This is a genomic window from Neobacillus sp. SRL179, from assembly GCF_984799095.1.
Window position 1 is genome coordinate 12,501 of the sequence record NZ_OZ481792.1, and the last position, 20,000, is coordinate 32,500.

General features: G+C 42.0%; 16 protein-coding genes, 1 tRNA gene, 3 rRNA genes, 1 other RNA gene and 1 other annotated feature (2 of these 22 cut by a window edge). Of the genes, 16 read left to right on the forward strand and 5 right to left on the reverse strand.

The genetic code is table 11. The features are described from left to right. Positions 1–1,804 (forward strand): 23S ribosomal RNA (locus tag AC4E8C_RS00055); it begins 1,134 nt to the left of the window's first position. 78 nt (positions 1,805–1,882) lie between these two features. After that, positions 1,883–1,999, forward strand: a 5S ribosomal RNA gene (rrf, locus tag AC4E8C_RS00060). 586 nt (positions 2,000–2,585) lie between these two features. On the opposite strand, the gene AC4E8C_RS00065 is transcribed toward rrf, so the two are convergent. Beyond that, entirely contained in the window at positions 2,586–3,527 is a 942-nt protein-coding gene (locus AC4E8C_RS00065; RefSeq protein ID WP_490209323.1) for a YaaC family protein, read from the reverse strand. A 292-nt stretch (positions 3,528–3,819) separates the two neighbouring features. On the opposite strand from AC4E8C_RS00065, the gene guaB reads away from it, so the two are divergent. The 6 genes from guaB (at position 3,820) to AC4E8C_RS00095 (ending at position 10,765) form a co-directional block, all read left to right on the forward strand. Beyond that, entirely contained in the window at positions 3,820–5,289 is a 1,470-nt protein-coding gene (gene guaB, locus AC4E8C_RS00070) for an IMP dehydrogenase (RefSeq protein WP_490209324.1), read from the forward strand. Between the two features lie 215 nt (positions 5,290–5,504). Next, positions 5,505–6,818, forward strand: coding sequence for a serine hydrolase (locus AC4E8C_RS00075; RefSeq protein WP_490212419.1), 1,314 nt, complete (start codon positions 5,505–5,507; stop codon positions 6,816–6,818). A gap of 163 nt (positions 6,819–6,981) precedes the next feature. Continuing rightward, positions 6,982–7,863 (forward strand): pyridoxal 5'-phosphate synthase lyase subunit PdxS, encoded by an 882-nt coding sequence (gene pdxS, locus AC4E8C_RS00080; protein ID WP_490209326.1) that lies wholly within the window; start codon positions 6,982–6,984, stop codon positions 7,861–7,863. 3 nt (positions 7,864–7,866) lie between these two features. Then, entirely contained in the window at positions 7,867–8,457 is a 591-nt protein-coding gene (pdxT, locus tag AC4E8C_RS00085; protein WP_490209328.1) for a pyridoxal 5'-phosphate synthase glutaminase subunit PdxT, read from the forward strand. Between the two features lie 55 nt (positions 8,458–8,512). Then, positions 8,513–8,735 (forward strand) — a binding site (T-box leader). A gap of 287 nt (positions 8,736–9,022) precedes the next feature. After that, entirely contained in the window at positions 9,023–10,303 is a 1,281-nt protein-coding gene (gene serS, locus AC4E8C_RS00090; protein ID WP_490209329.1) for a serine--tRNA ligase, read from the forward strand. Positions 10,304–10,672: 369 nt separating this feature from the next. Continuing rightward, positions 10,673–10,765 (forward strand) — tRNA-Ser (locus AC4E8C_RS00095). Positions 10,766–10,875: 110 nt separating this feature from the next. Here the strand turns inward: AC4E8C_RS00095 and AC4E8C_RS00100 are convergent. The 4 genes from AC4E8C_RS00100 to AC4E8C_RS00115 all read right to left on the reverse strand — a co-directional run bounded on the left by AC4E8C_RS00100 (position 10,876) and on the right by AC4E8C_RS00115 (position 14,395). Beyond that, a complete protein-coding gene (locus tag AC4E8C_RS00100) occupies positions 10,876–11,577 on the reverse strand; it encodes a deoxynucleoside kinase (RefSeq protein WP_490209331.1) in 702 nt (233 codons plus the stop codon). An 8-nt stretch (positions 11,578–11,585) separates the two neighbouring features. Beyond that, positions 11,586–12,236, reverse strand: a complete 651-nt coding sequence (locus tag AC4E8C_RS00105) for a deoxynucleoside kinase (protein WP_490209332.1) — start codon at positions 12,234–12,236, stop codon at positions 11,586–11,588. Between the two features lie 260 nt (positions 12,237–12,496). Further along, the gene (locus AC4E8C_RS00110; RefSeq protein ID WP_490209334.1) at positions 12,497–13,783 is read right to left on the reverse strand and encodes a LysM peptidoglycan-binding domain-containing protein; all 1,287 of its coding nucleotides are present in this window, start codon (positions 13,781–13,783) and stop codon (positions 12,497–12,499) included. Between the two features lie 54 nt (positions 13,784–13,837). Then, a complete protein-coding gene (locus tag AC4E8C_RS00115) occupies positions 13,838–14,395 on the reverse strand; it encodes a cysteine hydrolase family protein (RefSeq protein WP_490209336.1) in 558 nt (185 codons plus the stop codon). A 102-nt stretch (positions 14,396–14,497) separates the two neighbouring features. Here AC4E8C_RS00115 and tadA point away from each other — a divergent pair, with 102 nt between their 5' ends. The 8 genes from tadA to AC4E8C_RS00155 form a co-directional block, all read left to right on the forward strand. Beyond that, the gene (tadA, locus tag AC4E8C_RS00120) at positions 14,498–15,013 is read left to right on the forward strand and encodes a tRNA adenosine(34) deaminase TadA (RefSeq protein WP_490209337.1); all 516 of its coding nucleotides are present in this window, start codon (positions 14,498–14,500) and stop codon (positions 15,011–15,013) included. 92 nt (positions 15,014–15,105) lie between these two features. Next, positions 15,106–15,370: signal recognition particle sRNA large type (ffs, locus tag AC4E8C_RS00125), an RNA gene on the forward strand. Positions 15,371–15,497: 127 nt separating this feature from the next. Next, positions 15,498–17,192 (forward strand): DNA polymerase III subunit gamma/tau, encoded by a 1,695-nt coding sequence (gene dnaX / locus AC4E8C_RS00130; RefSeq protein ID WP_490209339.1) that lies wholly within the window; start codon positions 15,498–15,500, stop codon positions 17,190–17,192. A 26-nt stretch (positions 17,193–17,218) separates the two neighbouring features. Then, entirely contained in the window at positions 17,219–17,539 is a 321-nt protein-coding gene (locus tag AC4E8C_RS00135) for a YbaB/EbfC family nucleoid-associated protein (protein ID WP_490209341.1), read from the forward strand. A 107-nt stretch (positions 17,540–17,646) separates the two neighbouring features. Beyond that, complete coding sequence (recR, locus tag AC4E8C_RS00140; protein ID WP_490209343.1) at positions 17,647–18,243, forward strand: recombination mediator RecR; 597 nt, start codon at positions 17,647–17,649, stop codon at positions 18,241–18,243. Positions 18,244–18,284: 41 nt separating this feature from the next. Then, positions 18,285–18,503, forward strand: coding sequence for a YaaL family protein (locus tag AC4E8C_RS00145; RefSeq protein WP_490209345.1), 219 nt, complete (start codon positions 18,285–18,287; stop codon positions 18,501–18,503). 126 nt (positions 18,504–18,629) lie between these two features. Then, complete coding sequence (locus AC4E8C_RS00150; protein WP_490209347.1) at positions 18,630–18,893, forward strand: pro-sigmaK processing inhibitor BofA family protein; 264 nt, start codon at positions 18,630–18,632, stop codon at positions 18,891–18,893. A 336-nt stretch (positions 18,894–19,229) separates the two neighbouring features. Further along, a 16S ribosomal RNA gene (locus AC4E8C_RS00155) occupies positions 19,230–20,000 on the forward strand; it runs 780 nt beyond the window's last position.

Sequence of the window (20,000 nt, forward strand, 5' to 3'; positions counted from 1 at the left end):
AGAGTGCGTAATAGCTCACTGGTCGAGTGACTCTGCGCCGAAAATGTACCGGGGCTAAACGTATCACCGAAGCTGTGGATTGACACCATCAGGTGTCAGTGGTAGGAGAGCGTTCTAAGGGCGTTGAAGCTAGACCGTAAGGACTGGTGGAGCGCTTAGAAGTGAGAATGCCGGTATGAGTAGCGAAAGATGAGTGAGAATCTCATCCACCGAATGCCTAAGGTTTCCTGAGGAAGGCTCGTCCGCTCAGGGTTAGTCGGGACCTAAGCCGAGGCCGAAAGGCGTAGGCGATGGACAACAGGTTGATATTCCTGTACCACCTCTTTATCGTTTGAGTGATGGGGGGACGCAGGAGGATAGGGTAAGCGCGCTGTTGGATATGCGCGTCTAAGCAGTTAGGCTGGTGAATAGGAAAATCCGTTCACCGTGAAGGCTGAGCTGTGACAGCGAGGGAAATTTAGTACCGAAGTTCCTGATTCCACACTGCCAAGAAAAGCCTCTAGCGAGATAAAAGGTGCCCGTACCGCAAACCGACACAGGTAGGCGAGGAGAGAATCCTAAGGTGAGCGAGAGAACTCTCGTTAAGGAACTCGGCAAAATGACCCCGTAACTTCGGGAGAAGGGGTGCTCTTTGAGGTTCATAGCCTCGAAGAGCCGCAGTGAATAGGCCCAGGCGACTGTTTAGCAAAAACACAGGTCTCTGCGAAGCCGCAAGGCGAAGTATAGGGGCTGACGCCTGCCCGGTGCTGGAAGGTTAAGAGGAGGGGTTAGCGCAAGCGAAGCTCTGAATCGAAGCCCCAGTAAACGGCGGCCGTAACTATAACGGTCCTAAGGTAGCGAAATTCCTTGTCGGGTAAGTTCCGACCCGCACGAAAGGCGTAACGATCTGGGCACTGTCTCAACGAGAGACTCGGTGAAATTATAGTACCTGTGAAGATGCAGGTTACCCGCGACAGGACGGAAAGACCCCGTGGAGCTTTACTGTAGCCTGATATTGAATTTTGGTACAGCTTGTACAGGATAGGTAGGAGCCTGAGAAGCCGGAGCGCTAGCTTCGGTGGAGGCGTCGGTGGGATACTACCCTGGCTGTATTGAAATTCTAACCCGCACCCCTTATCGGGGTGGGAGACAGTGTCAGGTGGGCAGTTTGACTGGGGCGGTCGCCTCCTAAAGAGTAACGGAGGCGCCCAAAGGTTCCCTCAGAATGGTTGGAAATCATTCGTAGAGTGTAAAGGCACAAGGGAGCTTGACTGCGAGACCTACAAGTCGAGCAGGGACGAAAGTCGGGCTTAGTGATCCGGTGGTTCCGCATGGAAGGGCCATCGCTCAACGGATAAAAGCTACCCCGGGGATAACAGGCTTATCTCCCCCAAGAGTCCACATCGACGGGGAGGTTTGGCACCTCGATGTCGGCTCATCGCATCCTGGGGCTGTAGTCGGTCCCAAGGGTTGGGCTGTTCGCCCATTAAAGCGGTACGCGAGCTGGGTTCAGAACGTCGTGAGACAGTTCGGTCCCTATCCGTCGTGGGCGCAGGAAATTTGAGAGGAGCTGTCCTTAGTACGAGAGGACCGGGATGGACGCACCGCTGGTGTACCAGTTGTCTTGCCAAAGGCATCGCTGGGTAGCTATGTGCGGACGGGATAAGTGCTGAAAGCATCTAAGCATGAAGCCCCCCTCAAGATGAGATTTCCCATAGCGTCAAGCTAGTAAGAACCCTGAAAGATGATCAGGTTGATAGGTCAGAGGTGGAAGCATGGCGACATGTGGAGCTGACTGATACTAATCGTTCGAGGACTTAACCATTTATATTAGGTGAACTCATGTTTTACAAACTTCTTCTGCATTATCTAGTTTTGAGGGAATGAACCTCTAATTAAATAGTCTGGTAATTAAGGCGAGAAGGTCACACCCGTTCCCATACCGAACACGGAAGTTAAGCTTCTCAGCGCCGATGGTAGTTGGGACACGCGTCCCTGTGAGAGTAGGACGTTGCCAGGCAAAAAAAAGACAACCTGTAGTGGGTTGTCTTTTTTTTGCGTTATAAAACAATCTAGAATTTTAAGAGGAGGGTGTTTTTTATATGTGACAGCTCTCTTAAAGACAAATTTTGTGTTTTAGTCAATCAAAATGTCTTTAAGAGGCCGTCTAAAGGACAGAAACCACTAAAAACTTGAGCAAAATGTCTTTAAGCCCCCGCCTTAAGGACAAACCGATATAGAACCAAGTACAAAGTGTCTTTAAGAGCCCGTCTAGAGGTCAAAAACCACCAAAAACTTGACCAGTTTGTCTTTAAGCCCCCGCCTTAAGGACAAACCGATATAGAACCAAGTACAAAGTGTCTTTAAGAGGCTGTCTAAAGGACAGAAACCACTAAAAACTTGAGCAAAATGTCTTTAAGCCCCCGCCTTAAGGACAAACCAATATAGAACCAAGTACAAAGTGTCTTTAAGAGGCCGTCTAAAGACAGAAACCACTAAAAACTTGAGCAAAATGTCTTTAAGCCCCTGCCTTAAGGACAAACCGATATAGAACCAAGTACAAAGTGTCTTTAAGAGGAGCCCTAATTAGAATGTAAATTCGTTTATTACCGCATCAAATACTGATAAATTAAAAACGGTCCTTTTTGAAGTGTCACGTCAATAAAAGAACAAATAAAGGGATAGTCATGATTTGGCATCATTTTGGTTAATTCACTCCACCATTCTGTCTCATAACGGGCAATCATACTAAGGTTATACAAAAGTAAATAATGAATCAGCAGCTCTGGAAAATGAAAGAAGCTGCTTTTTTGAAGTGGAATCGTATAGGATTTTTCTTCAAAGTTAAACGATAAGGGAGACATTTCAGTAAGATCACGATTATTCAACATAAACGAAAGTCCCTCATTAGAAAAATCCACTTCTCTTTTAAACTTCGAGGCAAAAAACTCCTTAAAGCGGCTCTCCGTCATATGAAAATGGTCTAAAATGGTTTCAGGGATACTGAGCTGCTCATTCTGCTGATGTAATGTCACAAAAGTCTTTTTCCCTTGAAGGACAAAGAATAATTCACCGAGTTCCGGTATAAGCTGTAGTAATTCCTCCATTATGACTTTTTCCCCTTCCAATTGTTTCATGTGAAACAATTTTTCAGACATGAAGGGGAATAGTCCATTTTTTTGGATTTTGACTTCATCATGAAAGAAGAGATAATTTTGCTTTTTTCTTTTCCTGGTGGAAACACCATGGGCTAATACCGCTGTTGTTTCAGGATAAGAGGGGTCAACAGATAAAATACAGGCCTTAATTAGATGGACAAGTCCATAAAAAAGTAAAATAGGCTTTATGACGAGTGGAGATTTTTCTGCTTGTTGATAATAGATTTGACCATGTTCGAGATAATATAAAAAGGCATAGCCATTTTCATAGCTTTTTTGCTCCGGATTATCGATCGACAGCCTTTGGTAACATTGTTTTAAATACTGTTGGCAGTATTCTGCCGAAAAGAAACAGGAGTAGCTTTTCCAACCTTTATAGTGTGTACCCAACCTTCAATCACCTATTTTCAGAAGAATCAAATTAATACTTATTCCTTGACAGTATTTTGTCCAATTGATAACCTACAAATAAAATTTTTTTTAATTAGCTTGAGAAACCTTACTCTGGAAAAGGCAATGAATGTAATTAATTTTTGTGAAAGAATTAACATTTCTTACTTGAACTTGTTGGAGTTTAGCACTAAACACACAGCCTATATAAGGTTAGTGTGGTTCTCTATATATATTTTCAAGGTTGTGGGTGGCGAGATGCCATATAAGTTTGATATGGGAGGCCGTAATAATGTGGGAAAATAAATTTCAAAAAGAAGGTTTAACGTTTGATGATGTTTTATTAATTCCGGGTAAATCTGAGGTACTGCCAAGGGATGTTAACCTGCAAGTAGAATTATCGCCAAATGTAAAGCTTAATATTCCAATTATTAGCGCAGGAATGGACACAGTAACAGAATCAGAAATGGCGATTTCAATTGCCCGTCAAGGCGGATTAGGGATCATCCACAAGAATATGACTATTGATCAACAGGCTGAGCAGGTTGAAAAGGTAAAGAGGTCAGAAAGTGGCGTTATCACTGATCCATTCTTTCTAACTCCTGATCACCAAGTATATGATGCAGAGCATTTGATGAGTAAATACAGAATTTCCGGGGTACCAATTGTCAATAACCTAGAGGATCAAAAGCTTATCGGCATTATCACTAACCGAGACCTCCGCTTTATTCAAGATCAGGATTATTCATTTAAAATTTCTGATGTAATGACAAAGGAAAATCTTGTTACCGCTCCTGTTGGTACAACCTTGAAAGAAGCGGAGAAAATTCTCCAGAAATATAAAATTGAAAAACTTCCACTAGTTAATGAGCAAGGTGTATTAAAAGGTTTAATTACCATTAAGGATATTGAAAAGGTAATTGAATTCCCTAACTCAGCAAAAGATCAACAAGGCCGTTTATTAGCAGGTGCTGCTGTTGGTGTCACAAAGGATACCATGATGCGAGTTGCCGCACTTGTTGCAGCAAATGTAGATGCCATTGTCCTTGATACCGCTCATGGTCATTCAAAGGGTGTGCTTGATCAAGTGAAAGAAATACGCAGTGCATATCCAGACTTAACGATTATTGCTGGTAATGTGGCAACTGCTGAAGGAACAAAGGCCTTGATAGAGGCCGGTGCAGATGTTGTTAAAGTAGGAATTGGACCTGGTTCAATTTGTACGACACGAGTTGTCGCAGGTGTAGGTGTTCCTCAAATTACAGCTGTTTATGACTGTGCAACAGAAGCAATGAAGCATGGTAAGACGATTATTGCTGATGGAGGAATTAAATACTCAGGCGATATTGTAAAGGCGCTAGCAGCAGGCGGAAATGCGGTTATGCTGGGTAGTTTACTGGCAGGTGTGTCAGAAAGCCCTGGAGAGACGGAAATATTCCAAGGCCGCCGCTTTAAGGTATATCGTGGTATGGGCTCGGTTGCAGCAATGGAAAAGGGTTCAAAGGACCGTTATTTCCAAGAGGATAACAAAAAGTTTGTTCCAGAAGGAATTGAAGGCCGGATTCCATATAAAGGGCCGTTAGCGGAAACGATTTATCAACTTGTGGGTGGTATTCGCGCAGGTATGGGTTATTGCGGAACCAAAGATCTTTACAATTTGAGGATGAACGCCCAATTTATTCGGATGACTGGTGCTGGATTGAAGGAAAGCCATCCACATGATGTCCAAATTACAAAAGAGGCACCTAATTACTCATTATAAAAACTATACAACAGGGAAGCTTGCTTCTCTGTTTTTTAATGCCTATTGTCCTAGAAAATCTATTAAAACTTTTAAAATATGCCAAAGAATGGTTCCATGCTCCGTCTATGATTTGCAAGGCAGTTGTGTTAAAATAACCAAAGTGTATAAATTCCTTGGAGGGTATTAGAGTGAACAAACATTTTTATCGGAAGTTAATTGCCAGTTCATTGGCAATGTTGATGTTTTTTGGTCTTTTTGCTGGTGTCAATAAAGCCCAGGCTGCACCTGCGTTAAATGTGAATGCAGATGGTGCTATATTAGTGGATGGAAAAACAGGTAAGGTTTTATATGAAAAGAATGCAGATACCGTACTAGGAATCGCTAGTATGACGAAGATGATGACGGAGTACATTTTACTAGATTCTATTAAAAAGGGAAAAGTAAAATGGGACCAAGAATATAAACCAAGTGATCTTGTTTATAAAAACTCGCAGCATCGCGATCTTTCGAATGTGCCATTACGTGCAGACGGTACATATACCATCCGTGAGTTATATGAAGCAATGGCGATTTATTCAGCCAATGCAGCAACAATAGCTATTGCAGAGGTAATCGGTGGATCGGAAACTAATTTTGTAAAAATAATGAATAAAAAAGCAGAAGAGTTAGGATTAAAGGATTACAAATTCGTTAACTCGTCTGGCTTAAATAACCGTGATTATCACGGCCAGCATCCAGAAGGAACGGGTGCAGAAGAAGAAAATGTAATGTCTTCCCGGGCTGTCGCTAAGTTAGCCTTCCACCTAATTAATGATTTTCCTGATGTATTAAAAACAGCTAGTACCCCAAGGAAAATCTTTAGAGAAGGTACAGATGACCAAATTAAGATGGATAACTGGAACTGGATGCTTCCAGAATTAACGTACGGTTATCAAGGGATGGACGGGCTTAAAACAGGGACAACCGATTTTGCAGGGTACTGTTTTACCGGAACAGCCAGCCGTGATGGGAAAAGATTTATCACCGTTGTCCAAAATGCGGTTGACGCCAGCGGCAAAGGCGGTTATAAAGCCCGTTTTGAAGAAACAAGAAAGATGATGGATTATGCCTTCAGTAATTTTTCAAATGAACAACTAGTTCCTAAACATTATCAAGTAAAGGGACAGAAAACCGTTCCTGTGGTTAAAGGAAAAGAGAATCAAGTAAAGATTTATACAAAATCAGCCATTACCATGGTAGTTCCTAATGGTGAAAAGAAAAACTATCAACCAGTCCTTGTCCTTGATAAAAAGAAAATTAACAAAAACGGGGAATTAACTGCACCTATTAAAAAAGGGGAAAAAGTTGGTTATTTGACTGTTAAACCTAAAAATGGTGAAAAGGTTAATTTCTTAACACCTGAGGGGCAGAAAAAAGCACAGGTTGATGTGATTGCTGCTGAAGATGTTGAAAAATCAAACTGGTTTGTCTTAATGATGCGGGGCATTGGCAATTTCTTCGGAGATGTCTGGCATGGAATTTCTTCCACTGTTAAAGGATGGTTTTAATTCAATCTGATAATAATTTTTAACCAAGGATTCTTGTCTTGACAGGAATCCTTTTTTGTTGCTTTAATGAAGCTATGGTAAAATAATTCCGAGGAGTTATTAGGGAATTAACCTACATATGCTTTTAGTTTTCTTAATATTAAAAATAAAGGGGGATGTTTTTATGAAAACAGGTACAGAACTCGTAAAACGCGGAATGGCCGAAATGCAAAAAGGCGGCGTTATTATGGACGTCATTAATGCAGAGCAGGCAAAAATAGCAGAGGAAGCTGGTGCCGTGGCGGTAATGGCATTAGAGCGTGTTCCTTCAGATATTCGCGCTGCTGGCGGTGTTGCGAGAATGGCGGATCCAAGAATCGTGGAAGAGGTATTAAATGCTGTTTCGATTCCCGTTATGGCTAAAGCTAGAATCGGGCATATAGTGGAGGCACGTATACTCGAAGCGATGGGTGTCGACTATATTGACGAAAGTGAAGTATTAACACCAGCTGATGAGGAATACCACTTAAATAAAAAAGAGTATACGGTTCCATTTGTTTGCGGATGCCGTGACCTTGGTGAGGCTGCCCGCAGAATAGGTGAAGGTGCTTCCATGCTTCGCACAAAGGGTGAGCCGGGAACTGGAAATATTGTTGAGGCAGTTCGCCATATCCGTAAAGTAAATGCACAAGTTCGTAAAGTGGTGGGTATGCAGGAAGATGAATTAATGACTGAAGCAAAATTACTTGGTGCACCATATGAACTGCTTCTCGAGATTAAACATCTTGGCCGCTTGCCAGTTGTTAACTTTGCTGCTGGTGGGGTCGCAACACCTGCAGATGCAGCCCTGATGATGCAATTAGGAGCTGACGGTGTATTTGTTGGCTCTGGGATTTTCAAATCAGAGAACCCTGCAAAGTTTGCTAGAGCCATCGTCGAAGCTACTACACATTTCCAAGATTATAAATTAATTGCGGAGCTTTCAAAGGATTTGGGTACACCGATGAAGGGAATTGAAATTTCATCCTTAGCACCTCAGGATCGTATGCAGGAAAGAGGCTGGTAAGCTATGATTAAAATCGGCGTACTCGCTTTGCAAGGAGCCGTCCGTGAACATATTCAGTCGTTAGAAGCATGTGGTGTAGAGGCAGTCGCTGTTAAACATAAAGAAGAATTAGAGGATATAGATGGCCTTATTCTTCCTGGCGGCGAGAGCACCGCAATGCGCCGCCTAATTGATAAATATGACTTCATGGATTCGCTAAAGGCCTTTGCCACAGAAGGAAAACCAATGTTCGGAACTTGTGCAGGATTGATTCTTTTAGCAAAGGAGCTAGTGGGCTATAAGGAGTCACATATTGGTGTGATGGACATTAAAGTGGAACGCAACTCGTTTGGACGCCAAGTGGATAGCTTTGAGGCCGACCTCACGATTAAAGATGTAGCTGATAGCTTCCCAGCGGTGTTTATTCGGGCGCCGCACATCGTCGAGGCAGGAGAGAATGTTGAAATCTTGTCCAAGCATAATGACCGCATCGTCGCCGCACGGGAAGGTCAATTTCTAGGCTGTTCTTTTCATCCTGAATTGACCGAAGACCATCGCATTACGGCGTACTTCGTTGAGATGGTTAAGGAAGCAAAGGCCAAACTTCTTGTTTAATTTTGTTGCAATTGGCTAATAATTATAGTAAATTAAAAAACAAATCATTCATAATGAAAAAGCAATGAGAGGAATTAGTAACAAGAACCTCACTCTTAAGAGAACCGGTGGTTGGTGTGAATCGGTGTGTGATGCTTGTGAATCCCTCCTCGAGTAAGGTATGGAACGCCTTAATGAAAGGTAAGTAAGTACTTTCGGTAAAAACCGTTACATTTTTTGAGGTGGACAGTCATGGACTGTCAACCAGGGTGGTATCGCGAGTAACTCTCGTCCCTGTTTTAGGGGCGGGAGTTTTTTATTTTTTTGGCTGTGTTAAAGATTAATGTTGATTTTTAAGCACGTTGATTGGAGAGGAAGGTGCGAAGACTCCTGCGGGAGTACGGGGCAGGGGAGACCCCGCAGGAGCGAAGCGACGAGGAGGCTCCCCGGCACGCCCGCGGAAAGCGAAGCGCCTGGAGCGGAAATCAACAAATAAGATTAACAGAGCCTTTTTTTAGCAGAAGCTCCCAATGGGATGCTTGCGCTATACAGTTTACAAAGGAATAGAGAAAAGGAGTGCAGGGTTATGTTAGATATTAAAGTGTTACGAGCTAATTTTACTGAAGTCAAAGAAAAGCTCCAGCATCGTGGTGAAGATTTATCAGCACTAGGACAGTTTGAGGACCTTGATCAGAAAAGGCGGGAATTAATCGTTGAATCGGAGAAGCTTAAGAGCAGACGAAATGAGGTTTCCCAACAAGTTGCGGTATTAAAACGTGAAAAGCAGGATGCTGATCATTTAATAAAAGAGATGCGTGAAGTGGGAGAGCAAATCAAAACACTTGATGACGAACTACGCGTGGTGGAAGAAAGTCTAGACCAACTGCTATTGAGCATTCCTAATATTCCCCATGACAGTGTACCTATTGGGGAAAGTGAAGACGACAATATAGAAATCAGAAAATGGGGTCAAGTTCGCGAGTTTGATTACGAGGCAAAGCCGCACTGGGATCTTGCGACTGACCTAGGCATTCTTGATTTTGAACGTGCCGGCAAAGTAACAGGCAGCCGCTTTGTGTTTTACAAGGGGCTTGGAGCACGTTTAGAGCGCGCCTTAATTAGTTTCATGCTAGACCTTCATGTCGAGGAGCATGGCTACACAGAAATCCTGCCTCCTTATTTAGTTAACCGCACGAGCATGACAGGGACTGGGCAATTGCCAAAGTTTGAAGAAGATGCTTTTCTAGTTGGAAATGAAGATTACTTCCTTATTCCTACAGCTGAGGTGCCAGTTACGAATTATCATCGTGATGAAATCTTAAGCGGCGAGGACCTTCCTATTCGCTTTGCGGCATACAGCGCATGTTTCCGTTCTGAAGCAGGCTCTGCCGGCCGTGATACGAGAGGGCTAATTCGCCAGCATCAATTCAATAAAGTGGAGCTTGTGAAGTTCGTAAAGCCTGAGGACTCTTATGAGGAGCTTGAAAAACTGACCCATGATGCGGAGCGCGTGTTACAAATTCTTGAGCTTCCATACCGTGTCCTGAGCATGTGTACAGGTGACCTTGGTTTTACCGCTGCGAAAAAGTATGATATTGAAGTGTGGCTCCCAAGCTATGGCACCTACCGCGAGATTTCTTCTTGCAGTAACTTTGAAGCATTCCAAGCAAGACGGGCTAATATTCGGTTCCGTCGTGATCCAAAGGCAAAGCCAGAACATGTTCATACCTTAAATGGATCAGGCCTTGCGATTGGCCGCACGGTCGCTGCTATTTTAGAAAACTACCAGCAGGAAGACGGCAGTGTCGTCATCCCAACCGCCTTACGGCCATATATGGGGAATAAAGAAGTAATAAAACCAATATAAAAATAAAGGCCCTGTTATTATTCATTGTTGATTTTCATGTAAGTATGAGAATTCATAGGCGGAGAATTTCCTGCTAATGTATTTAAAGGAAGTTTAAGTAGCAGATATAAACGGAGATATTCCGGTTAACTGCTTTAAAAAAGGAAAAATCCAAAGGTTTGAATAGAATAAACGGAAAAACTTCCTTTATTTTTAAGGAAATATGGGTATTTCCCAATTTAAACGGATTTTGCCGTTTATTTTTCAAACACAGTGAAATCAACAGGGCCAAAATAAAAAAATTCCCGAATGAAAAAATTTCTTTCGGGAATTTTAATAATATTAGTTGACTTGGTTTATAATATATGATAAATTATCAATTGTCGATACGGAGGAATACCCAAGTCTGGCTGAAGGGATCGGTCTTGAAAACCGACAGGCGGGTCATACCGCGCGGGGGTTCGAATCCCTCTTCCTCCTCCATAATACATTTACTATCGCGCATAAAATACTGGAGATAAAGGTTCGTTACACTGTTGTAACGAATTTTTTTTATACCTTTTTTTAAAAATAAAAAAACAGCACATACTGGTTTAACCAATATGTGCTGTTTCTATTTTTAAAATATGTTTTAATTTATCCTCAACTGCCTGACAAACCTCTATGGCATCCGTGTTACTTTTGACAACATCGGTAGTATCCATATCTATCACCAGCACTTCACTGGCTGAATATTGATTCAACACCCACTCATCGTAGCCCTTCCATACTTCAAAGTAGTACTCTTTCAGTTCAGGGTTGATTTCAAAGCTGCGTCCGCGTGCCATAATTCGGTCTATGACCGTATCAAATGATCCCTTTAAATAAACCATTAAATCGGGAGCCTTTTTTGGAAGTTCGTTTAACTCTTCCATCATATTGTCGACAAGATCTTCATAGATTTTAAATTCCAACTCAGAAATTCTTCCTAAGTTTTTATTTACATATGCAAAATACCAATCTTCATAGATGGAACGATCTTGAATCGTATAAATCGGTTCGCGCCAATTGATACAATCCTTAACCGTTTTAAACCGTTTGTTCAAGAAGAATAATTGCAAAAGAAAAGGGATTCTTCGTGCATCTAGCTCTTCAGGTGTTAATTCATAATAAAGGGGAAGAATCGGATTATCATCAACCGCCTCGTAAAATACTTTGCTTTCAATTCCTTTATTCTTAAAGTGGGCATTTAACGTATCAGCCACACTTGTTTTCCCAAGACCAATCATTCCACCAATAACGATACTCACTAACATCCCCCGTTCTATAATTTGTTGTTAACCCAGCTGTTCTCTTTTAACGAAGTTGATAACGTATGAAAAATATAATTTAAATCCTGCTCGCTTTTTACAAAATCCAACTCATCTCCGCTAAAACGGAGAACGGGAATTTCCGGATGTTCCTTTTCAAAGGTGGCTATCGTATTTTCATAATCAATCGATAATTGTTCTAAGTAAAGGGGACTAATATTTTTCTCTACTTCACGCCCCCTTAGCCTAATCCGTTTCAACAATGTATCTAAGCTGGCATTCAGATAAATAATGACATTAGGTTTTGGCATATCTTCAGTAAGAATTTGATAAATCTTGAAGTACTTTTGATACTCTTCCCTGCTCAATGTCCGCTCGGCAAAAATCAAATTTTTTAAAATATGATAGTCGGCAACAACTGACTTGTTCTGACTTAGGAAATGGTTATTAATATCGCCCAATTGCTTATAGCGGTTGCAGAGGAAAAACATTTCTGTTTGGAAACTCCACTCCTCTATATTGTCGTAGAATTTCCCTAAGAATGGATTTTCATCAACAATCTCTTTTAACAATGCAAAATTAAACTGTTCTGAAATGGCTTTTGCGAGAGATGTTTTTCCTACACCAATCGGCCCTTCAACGGTAATAAAGGGTATATCGCCCATTGCAAGTCCTCCTTCTCCAACTGCCCGCACTTCTATGATCAACCAGTTAAGACTGGATATTAGTTATGTTTGGTTTTGTCCAGCTCCAGCGGACGCATCCGCTTTTCGTTATAGACACAAAAATTATTTTATCACAATCGCCCTAGTAAGGGACATGGAAAATTTAGAACAAGTGAGATTTATGTCAAAAAAAAGAAAAAACTGCCGAAAGATGGCAGTTCTTGTGGAATTATATTTTTCAGGTCCGAGGCCTCTGCTTTCTATGATCCTCTTTTGGTGACATTGAAATTTTCGACGATTAGCAGCCAATTTTGCGGAAATGACAATCCTAATTTCCAATAACTCATTCCTCTTAAATTTAGTTCTTTAATTAAATTAAACTTAGCTTGGATGGAACGGGCATCCTCAAACCAGACTTCATGCTGCTTACCTTCAGCCGTATAACGGAAAAATGGAGCCTGCGATTTGGTGTTATATTGAATCGGAACATTATGAGTTGCTGCCAGCTGGATAGCTTGCTGCGGACTTACTGCTCGTGCCACTGACCCTTGAACGAAAGGCAGAGTCCAATCATAGCCATAGAGATTTTGCCCCATCATGATTTTATTAGCTGGTATTTCTGTTATGGCATATTCCAGTACTCTTCTAACTTGATCAATCGGCGATACGGCCATTGCAGGGCCGCCGCTATACCCCCATTCATACGTCATGATTACGACAAAGTCAGATATTTCACCGTGAGCCTTATAATCATGCGCCTCATACCATTCCCCCTGCTGGGTTGCACTTGTCTTGGGTGCCAGTGCAGTGGACATCAACCAGCCTTGGCTTTGAAAACGCTGCTTCGCTTTTCGTAAAAAGTTGTTATAGGCCTCACGGTCGGCAGGGCGTAAAAACTCAAAATCAAAATGGATATCGCGGAAACCATATTGTTTAGCCGTAGCGACAATATTATCGAGAAATTTATTTTGAATGGTCATATCATTTAATAAGATTCTGCCAAGTTCGTTGCTAAATTGATCATTCTCCTGGTTGTTTATGACCATCATCAAAACATTACGATTGGCTCTGGCAATGGCCGGAAATTGATTAAGTAAGGGTGCCTTCAAGGTTCCATCGCGGCGGGCTTGAAAGCTAAACGGGGCTAAATAGGTTAAATACGGTGCAGCTTCGCGGGCACTTGCTTCTAATGCAGGAGCAACTGTAGTTCCCCGTGGTTCGACATAGGCATTAAATTCACCATTTCTTTTCGCGGTTTGTGGAATATAAAGTCTCACCCCTACATTAAGCGGCTGATTCACATTAATTCGGTTGATGGATGCAAGTTGTTGAGGAGAAGTACCAAATCTCCTGGCAATTGTATATAAAGAATCCCCTGATTGAACAAAATAGAACTGACCAATAATGGGGATGACTAACGCTTGACCGACTACCAGGTCATTAGGATTAGGCGGTTCGTTAGCCTCAGTTATATCTTGAACGGTAGTATGATAGGTCCGGGCAATTGTTGTTAATGTCTCATTACTTTTTACCACATGAATTTGCATTCTTGATCCCTCCCACAGACATACGCTACCGCTATTGTATGAGGGGAAGAGAAATTACATGATATAATGTTGGTAAATTTCATTGTAAGTGGAAGCCATCTTAGCCTTTAACACGTTTTCCATCATTAATAGCGCGTACCGATTGTCATTCTCATCCACCGAGGCGATACAATCTTTGGCCACCAATAGTTTATATTCACGCATATAGGCATCATTTGCGGTAAATAACACACAAATATTTCCGGCTATCCCTGTGAGTACAAGCGTATTTACATTTAACTGTAGAAGCAGCGTATTTAAAGCCGTCCCATAGAATGCAGAGTGTTTTGGTTTTATTAAAAAATAATCGTCCTCTTCGGGAAGCAGCTGGTCAAAGAGCGGCTGACTGTTTTCATTTCGGCAGTAGTCAATAATTTTATGTAAATCAGCCTGCCATAAATTATAATGGTCATTAATAAAGATGACAGGCAGTTTTTGCTTATGAAATTGCTCTTTTAAGGATTTAATAGACTTTGCTATTTGGTGAGCCTTTTTGGCCAAAATGGAGCCATGAGGAAAATCAAAGTTGTTAATCATATCAATTATGAGCAGTGCAGGTCGAGTATCGTCCATTTCCCTCTCTCCTTTATATTTATTTTGGAATAACATATAGTTTTTTATCCTTTTTCTAGGTAAACTAAACGACTTAATCGTTTTAAAGGTGGTTTTTCCGTTATGTTCGAAGGAAATCAAGATGAATATTTCATGAATGAAGCAATAAAGGAAGCTAAAAAGGCAGAAAGCTTAAATGAAGTTCCAATTGGAGCGGTGCTGGTGAGAGAGGGCAAAATCATTGCCCGTTCCCATAATCTACGGGAAAGTGAACACAATGCCATCGCACATGCGGAACTGCTAGCGATTGATCAAGCCTGCAGGGAAACAGGCTCATGGCGTTTAGAAAACACAACGTTATATGTAACGCTCGAGCCCTGTCCTATGTGTGCAGGTGCCATAATACTATCAAGAGTTAATAGGGTCGTTTATGGTGCCAGCGACCCAAAAGCCGGAGTAGCAGGAACGCTTATGAATTTATTACAAGACCCACGTTTCAATCATCAATGTGAGATTGCAAAAGGCGTTTTAGAATGCGAAACTAGTCAATTGTTATCTGAGTTTTTTCGGAAGATAAGGAAACGAAAAAAGCTGGAAAGACAATTAAAAAACCAGACAGCTTTAAATGATTTACAGTAATTTACAGTTGATAAAGATTGCTTTTTTTCGAGAAAGATTGTATATTAATAAGGCGTCATCAAGACGCACAAATAAATTTGGTATCAACTTTGCCGTGCTAGGTGGGGAGGTAGCGGTGCCCTGTACCCGCAATCCGCTCTAGCGGGACTGAATCCCTTCCCGAGGCTTGTTGCCTGTAGGGTCTGCCTTAAGTAAGTGGTGTTGACGCCCGGGTCCTGCGCAATGGGAATCCATGAACCATGTCAGGTCCGGAAGGAAGCAGCATTAAGTGGACGCTCCCATGTGCCGCAGGGTTGCCTGGGCCGAGCTAACTGCTTAAGTAACGCTTATGGGCGCAAGTCGACGGAAGGTGCACGGCTGTTACATATGCCTATAAATAAACTCATCTCAGAATTGGGATGAGTTTTTTGTTATTCTTTTTGTAAAAAGGAAATTAGATACGTTATAATAGGGAAGATGAAAACTTTGAAGGGGGCGGTGTCCATTGGCTTATCAAGCTTTATATCGTGTTTGGCGTCCTCAAAACTTTATTGATGTAGTGGGACAAGAACATGTTACCAAGACATTGCAAAACGCCCTGCTTCAACAAAAGACTTCACATGCCTATTTGTTCTCCGGGCCTAGGGGAACAGGTAAAACCAGTGCGGCTAAAATTTTAGCAAAGGCAATTAATTGTGAGCATGCGCCTGTTTCAGAGCCTTGTAATGAATGTGCGGCGTGCCGGGGGATTACAAATGGTACCATTCCAGATGTATTAGAATTTGATGCAGCTTCTAATTCTCGTGTGGAAGAAATGCGAGATGTATTGGAGAAGGTCAAATTTGCACCAACAGCCGTAAAATACAAGGTCTATATTATCGATGAAGTGCATATGTTATCCATTAGTGCTTTTAATGCCTTGCTCAAAACATTAGAAGAACCGCCGAAGCATGTGATTTTTATTTTAGCAACCACTGAACCTCATAAAATCCCGTTAACCATCATCTCTAGATGTCAGCGTTTTGATTTTAGGAGGATTACAGCAGGTTCGATTGTCAATCGGATGAAATTAATCGTTGATGAAACTGGGGTTAATTGTGATGAGACAGCCTTGCAAATGATTGCCCGCGCGGCGGATGGCGGAATGCGTGATGCCTTAAGTTTATTAGATCAGGCGATTTCCTATAGTCAGGATCGTGTTTCGCTTGAAGATGCCTTGACCGTCACAGGTTCTGTCTCGCAAGGATTTCTAAATAAATTAGCAATGTCCTTTCAAGAAAAGGATGTGGCCAGTGGTTTAGAGGCTCTTGATGAACTATTGTTTCATGGGAAAGATCCTACTCGATTCATTGAAGATTTGATTTTATTTTACCGGGATATGCTGCTTTATAAAACAGCCCCAAATTTAGAGGAATCACTAGAGAGAGTGATGCTGGATGATGAGTTTCGTCAGATAGCGGAAGCAACTCCAACAGAAAAGATTTATGAGCTGATTGAACTATTGAATAAGACACAGCAGGAAATGCGATGGACAAATCATCCAAGAATTTTTCTTGAAGTGGCAATTGTGAAACTTTGCCAGATGGAAGGCAGACATTCTGAACAACCAGAGAATGGGCAAATTGGCCAATTGCTTACCAGAATTGATCAGCTTGAAATGGAACTGCAAAACTTGAAGGCGAATGGAATCACATCAGCAGCACAAGAGTCCACGCCACAGCCGCAAAAGGCAGCCCATAAATCTTCGAAAAAGACATTCCAGCCGGCTGTTGGAAAAATTAATGAAGTTTTAAAACAGGCAACAAAAAATGACTTAAACCTCATAAAAACACATTGGGGCGAGATGAGGGAAGGTTTATTAAAATCTCAGGCAGCCCTATTAAATGATGCTGAACCAATTGCAGCTTCAGCTACTGCTTTAATAATAAAATTCAAGCATGAAATGATTTGTCAAATGGCTATGAATCGTGCCGATTTTATGGATGCTGTTACTGCGTCACTATATAAATCAACCGGCAAACGTTTTATACTATTAGGTGTTCCGGAAGACCAATGGTTACCGATTCGTGAAAGCTTCTTAAACAGCCACCATGATGGTGATGAAGGAGATTTAAGCGAAGCAGCAATAAAGGAAGAAGAGCCGCATGTTTCGGAAGCAAAGAAATTATTTGGTGCTGAATTTGTTGAAATAGTTGATTAAACAAACATAAAACGGAGGTAATGGGAATGAACCGTGGTGGAATGGGTAATATGCAAAATATGATGAAGCAAATGCAAAAAATGCAAAAGAAAATGGCGGAGGCACAAGAACAGCTGGGCGAAGAGAAAATTGAAGGTACAGCTGGCGGCGGGATCGTGACTGTTACCGTTTCTGGTCATAAAGAAGTGCTGGATGTACAAATTAAACCTGAAGCAGTTGACCCTGATGATGTTGAAATGCTTCAAGATCTTGTTCTTGCTGCTGTAAATGATGCTCTCAAAAAAGCAGACGAATTAACAAACAATACAATGGGGCAATTTACTAAAGGAATGAACTTACCATTTTAAACAAAAAAGTAAAACTGGATTAAAAAATGTCTAGTCGGGGTGTCTGAGGACTCGAGGTGATATTCCTTGGTGTCAGGCACCTTTGCTGTTCAAGAGGGGAAAATTAAATGCATTATCCTGAACCGATTTCTAAGTTGATTGATAGTTTTATGAAGCTGCCGGGTATCGGCCCCAAAACGGCCTCGCGTCTGGCCTTTCATGTCTTAAATATGAAAGAAGATACGGTGCTTGATTTTGCTAAAGCACTAGTCAACGCCAAACGTAATCTTACGTATTGTTCTGTATGTGGTCATATTACAGACCAGGATCCCTGTTATATTTGTGAAGATCAACGCAGGGATAAGAGCACAATCTGTGTGGTTCAAGACCCTAAAGATGTGATTGCAATGGAAAAAATGAAAGAGTTTAACGGCCTGTACCATGTATTGCATGGGGCAATTTCCCCTATGGAGGGAATAGGTCCTGAAGATATCAATATCCCCGACCTGCTCAAGCGTCTTCAAGATGAAACTGTTCAAGAAGTAATCCTTGCGACAAACCCTAATATTGAGGGGGAAGCGACAGCCATGTATATTTCGAGATTGTTAAGACCGTCAGGGATAAAAACAACCAGAATTGCACATGGGCTTCCTGTCGGAGGAGACCTTGAATATGCAGATGAGGTTACCTTGTCGAAGGCCTTAGAAGGCAGACGGGAATTATAAACAAATAGGTTTGCCAGATATTTGAACCGGAGGAATCAATCATGTTTTTTCGGCGTAAAGGACGGCTGCGAAAAGAGTATGATGAAAAGCTTTTAATGCAGTTAAATCGGTATAAAGCGCATTGGCATCAAGAAAAACTGTTGTTGGAAAAAAGCTTCGATCCATCCGAAGAAGTGATCTGCCAAACGAAAATAGCCGAAGCCAAGTATATTTTTTTATTAAGGGAAGCAAAGCAGCGTGGGGTAACATTACTTAAATAGAGTAAGATTGGAACCTACCATTCATTTAACTCCATCAAAACATAAGCTATCCGTTTTCAACGGTCTATTCTTACTAACTTGTACATATGTTGTAAGTAAAGTGACTTAAGAAGGGGGATAGCTTTTTTGGAACCTATTATTGTTATTTCAATTCTGGGAGGACTTGTTGTTTTATTGTTATTCTCTGGGGCTCCTTTTAAGCCCGCGCGATTTGTTGGGCAAGCGGCGATTAAGTTCTTAATTGGGGCTTTGTTCTTATTTTTCTTAAATGTGGCAGGCAATCGCTATGGCATTCATGTACCCATTAACGTGGCAACATCTGCTGTTTCGGGATTTCTAGGAATACCAGGCTTAGTTGCATTAGTAGCCATTCAGCATTGGGTTATTTAACTAACACAAACCGCTGTCCTTCAGCGGTTTTCTTTCTGTGTAGAGGGTAAAGCGGCTACTTACGAAGGAGTGACTTGATTAAATTAATAAAATATCTATAAATATACTTGACCTATTATAATTAGTAGTGTAATATATTAAAAGTCGTCACCACGACCTAGAGTATTAAAGAAAAAAGTTATTGACTTTCAGTTGCTAACTTGGTATGATTATAAAGTCGCTTTTGGGCGATAGAGTAAATGTTCCTTGAAAACTAAACAAACAAAAACGTCAACAAACAATAATATTAGTTTCATTTGAAACTAAGCCAACGTAACAAAATGAGCTAAATCAACTTTCTCGGAGAGTTTGATCCTGGCTCAGGACGAACGCTGGCGGCGTGCCTAATACATGCAAGTCGAGCGAATCTTTTAGGAGCTTGCTCCTGAAGATTAGCGGCGGACGGGTGAGTAACACGTGGGCAACCTGCCTGTAAGACTGGGATAACATCGGGAAACCGATGCTAATACCGGATAATCCTTTTCCTCTCATGAGGAAAAGCTGAAAGTCGGTTTACGCTGACACTTACAGATGGGCCCGCGGCGCATTAGCTAGTTGGTGAGGTAACGGCTCACCAAGGCGACGATGCGTAGCCGACCTGAGAGGGTGATCGGCCACACTGGGACTGAGACACGGCCCAGACTCCTACGGGAGGCAGCAGTAGGGAATCTTCCACAATGGACGAAAGTCTGATGGAGCAACGCCGCGTGAGCGATGAAGGCCTTCGGGTCGTAAAGCTCTGTTGTTAGGGAAGAACAAGTACCGGAGTAACTGCCGGTACCTTGACGGTACCTAACCAGAAAGCCACGGCTAACTACGTGCCAGCAGCCGCGGTAATACGTAGGTGGCAAGCGTTGTCCGGAATTATTGGGCGTAAAGCGCGCGCAGGCGGTCCTTTAAGTCTGATGTGAAAGCCCACGGCTCAACCGTGGAGGGTCATTGGAAACTGGGGGACTTGAGTGCAGAAGAGGAAAGCGGAATTCCACGTGTAGCGGTGAAATGCGTAGAGATGTGGAGGAACACCAGTGGCGAAGGCGGCTTTCTGGTCTGTAACTGACGCTGAGGCGC

What these genes read in the sequence shown, in the direction of transcription:
- AC4E8C_RS00145 (WP_490209345.1), top strand. Translation starts at nt 18,285, where the DNA reads ATGTTTTTTCGGCGTAAAGGACGGCTGCGAAAAGAGTATGATGAAAAG.
- AC4E8C_RS00110 (WP_490209334.1), bottom strand. Translation starts at nt 13,783, where the DNA reads ATGCAAATTCATGTGGTAAAAAGTAATGAGACATTAACAACAATTGCC.
- recR (WP_490209343.1), top strand. Translation starts at nt 17,647, where the DNA reads ATGCATTATCCTGAACCGATTTCTAAGTTGATTGATAGTTTTATGAAG.
- tadA (WP_490209337.1), top strand. Translation starts at nt 14,498, where the DNA reads ATGTTCGAAGGAAATCAAGATGAATATTTCATGAATGAAGCAATAAAG.
- pdxT (WP_490209328.1), top strand. Translation starts at nt 7,867, where the DNA reads ATGATTAAAATCGGCGTACTCGCTTTGCAAGGAGCCGTCCGTGAACAT.
- AC4E8C_RS00105 (WP_490209332.1), bottom strand. Translation starts at nt 12,236, where the DNA reads ATGGGCGATATACCCTTTATTACCGTTGAAGGGCCGATTGGTGTAGGA.
- AC4E8C_RS00115 (WP_490209336.1), bottom strand. Translation starts at nt 14,395, where the DNA reads ATGGACGATACTCGACCTGCACTGCTCATAATTGATATGATTAACAAC.
- pdxS (WP_490209326.1), top strand. Translation starts at nt 6,982, where the DNA reads ATGAAAACAGGTACAGAACTCGTAAAACGCGGAATGGCCGAAATGCAA.
- AC4E8C_RS00075 (WP_490212419.1), top strand. Translation starts at nt 5,505, where the DNA reads ATGTTGATGTTTTTTGGTCTTTTTGCTGGTGTCAATAAAGCCCAGGCT.
- AC4E8C_RS00100 (WP_490209331.1), bottom strand. Translation starts at nt 11,577, where the DNA reads ATGTTAGTGAGTATCGTTATTGGTGGAATGATTGGTCTTGGGAAAACA.
- guaB (WP_490209324.1), top strand. Translation starts at nt 3,820, where the DNA reads ATGTGGGAAAATAAATTTCAAAAAGAAGGTTTAACGTTTGATGATGTT.
- AC4E8C_RS00135 (WP_490209341.1), top strand. Translation starts at nt 17,219, where the DNA reads ATGAACCGTGGTGGAATGGGTAATATGCAAAATATGATGAAGCAAATG.
- serS (WP_490209329.1), top strand. Translation starts at nt 9,023, where the DNA reads ATGTTAGATATTAAAGTGTTACGAGCTAATTTTACTGAAGTCAAAGAA.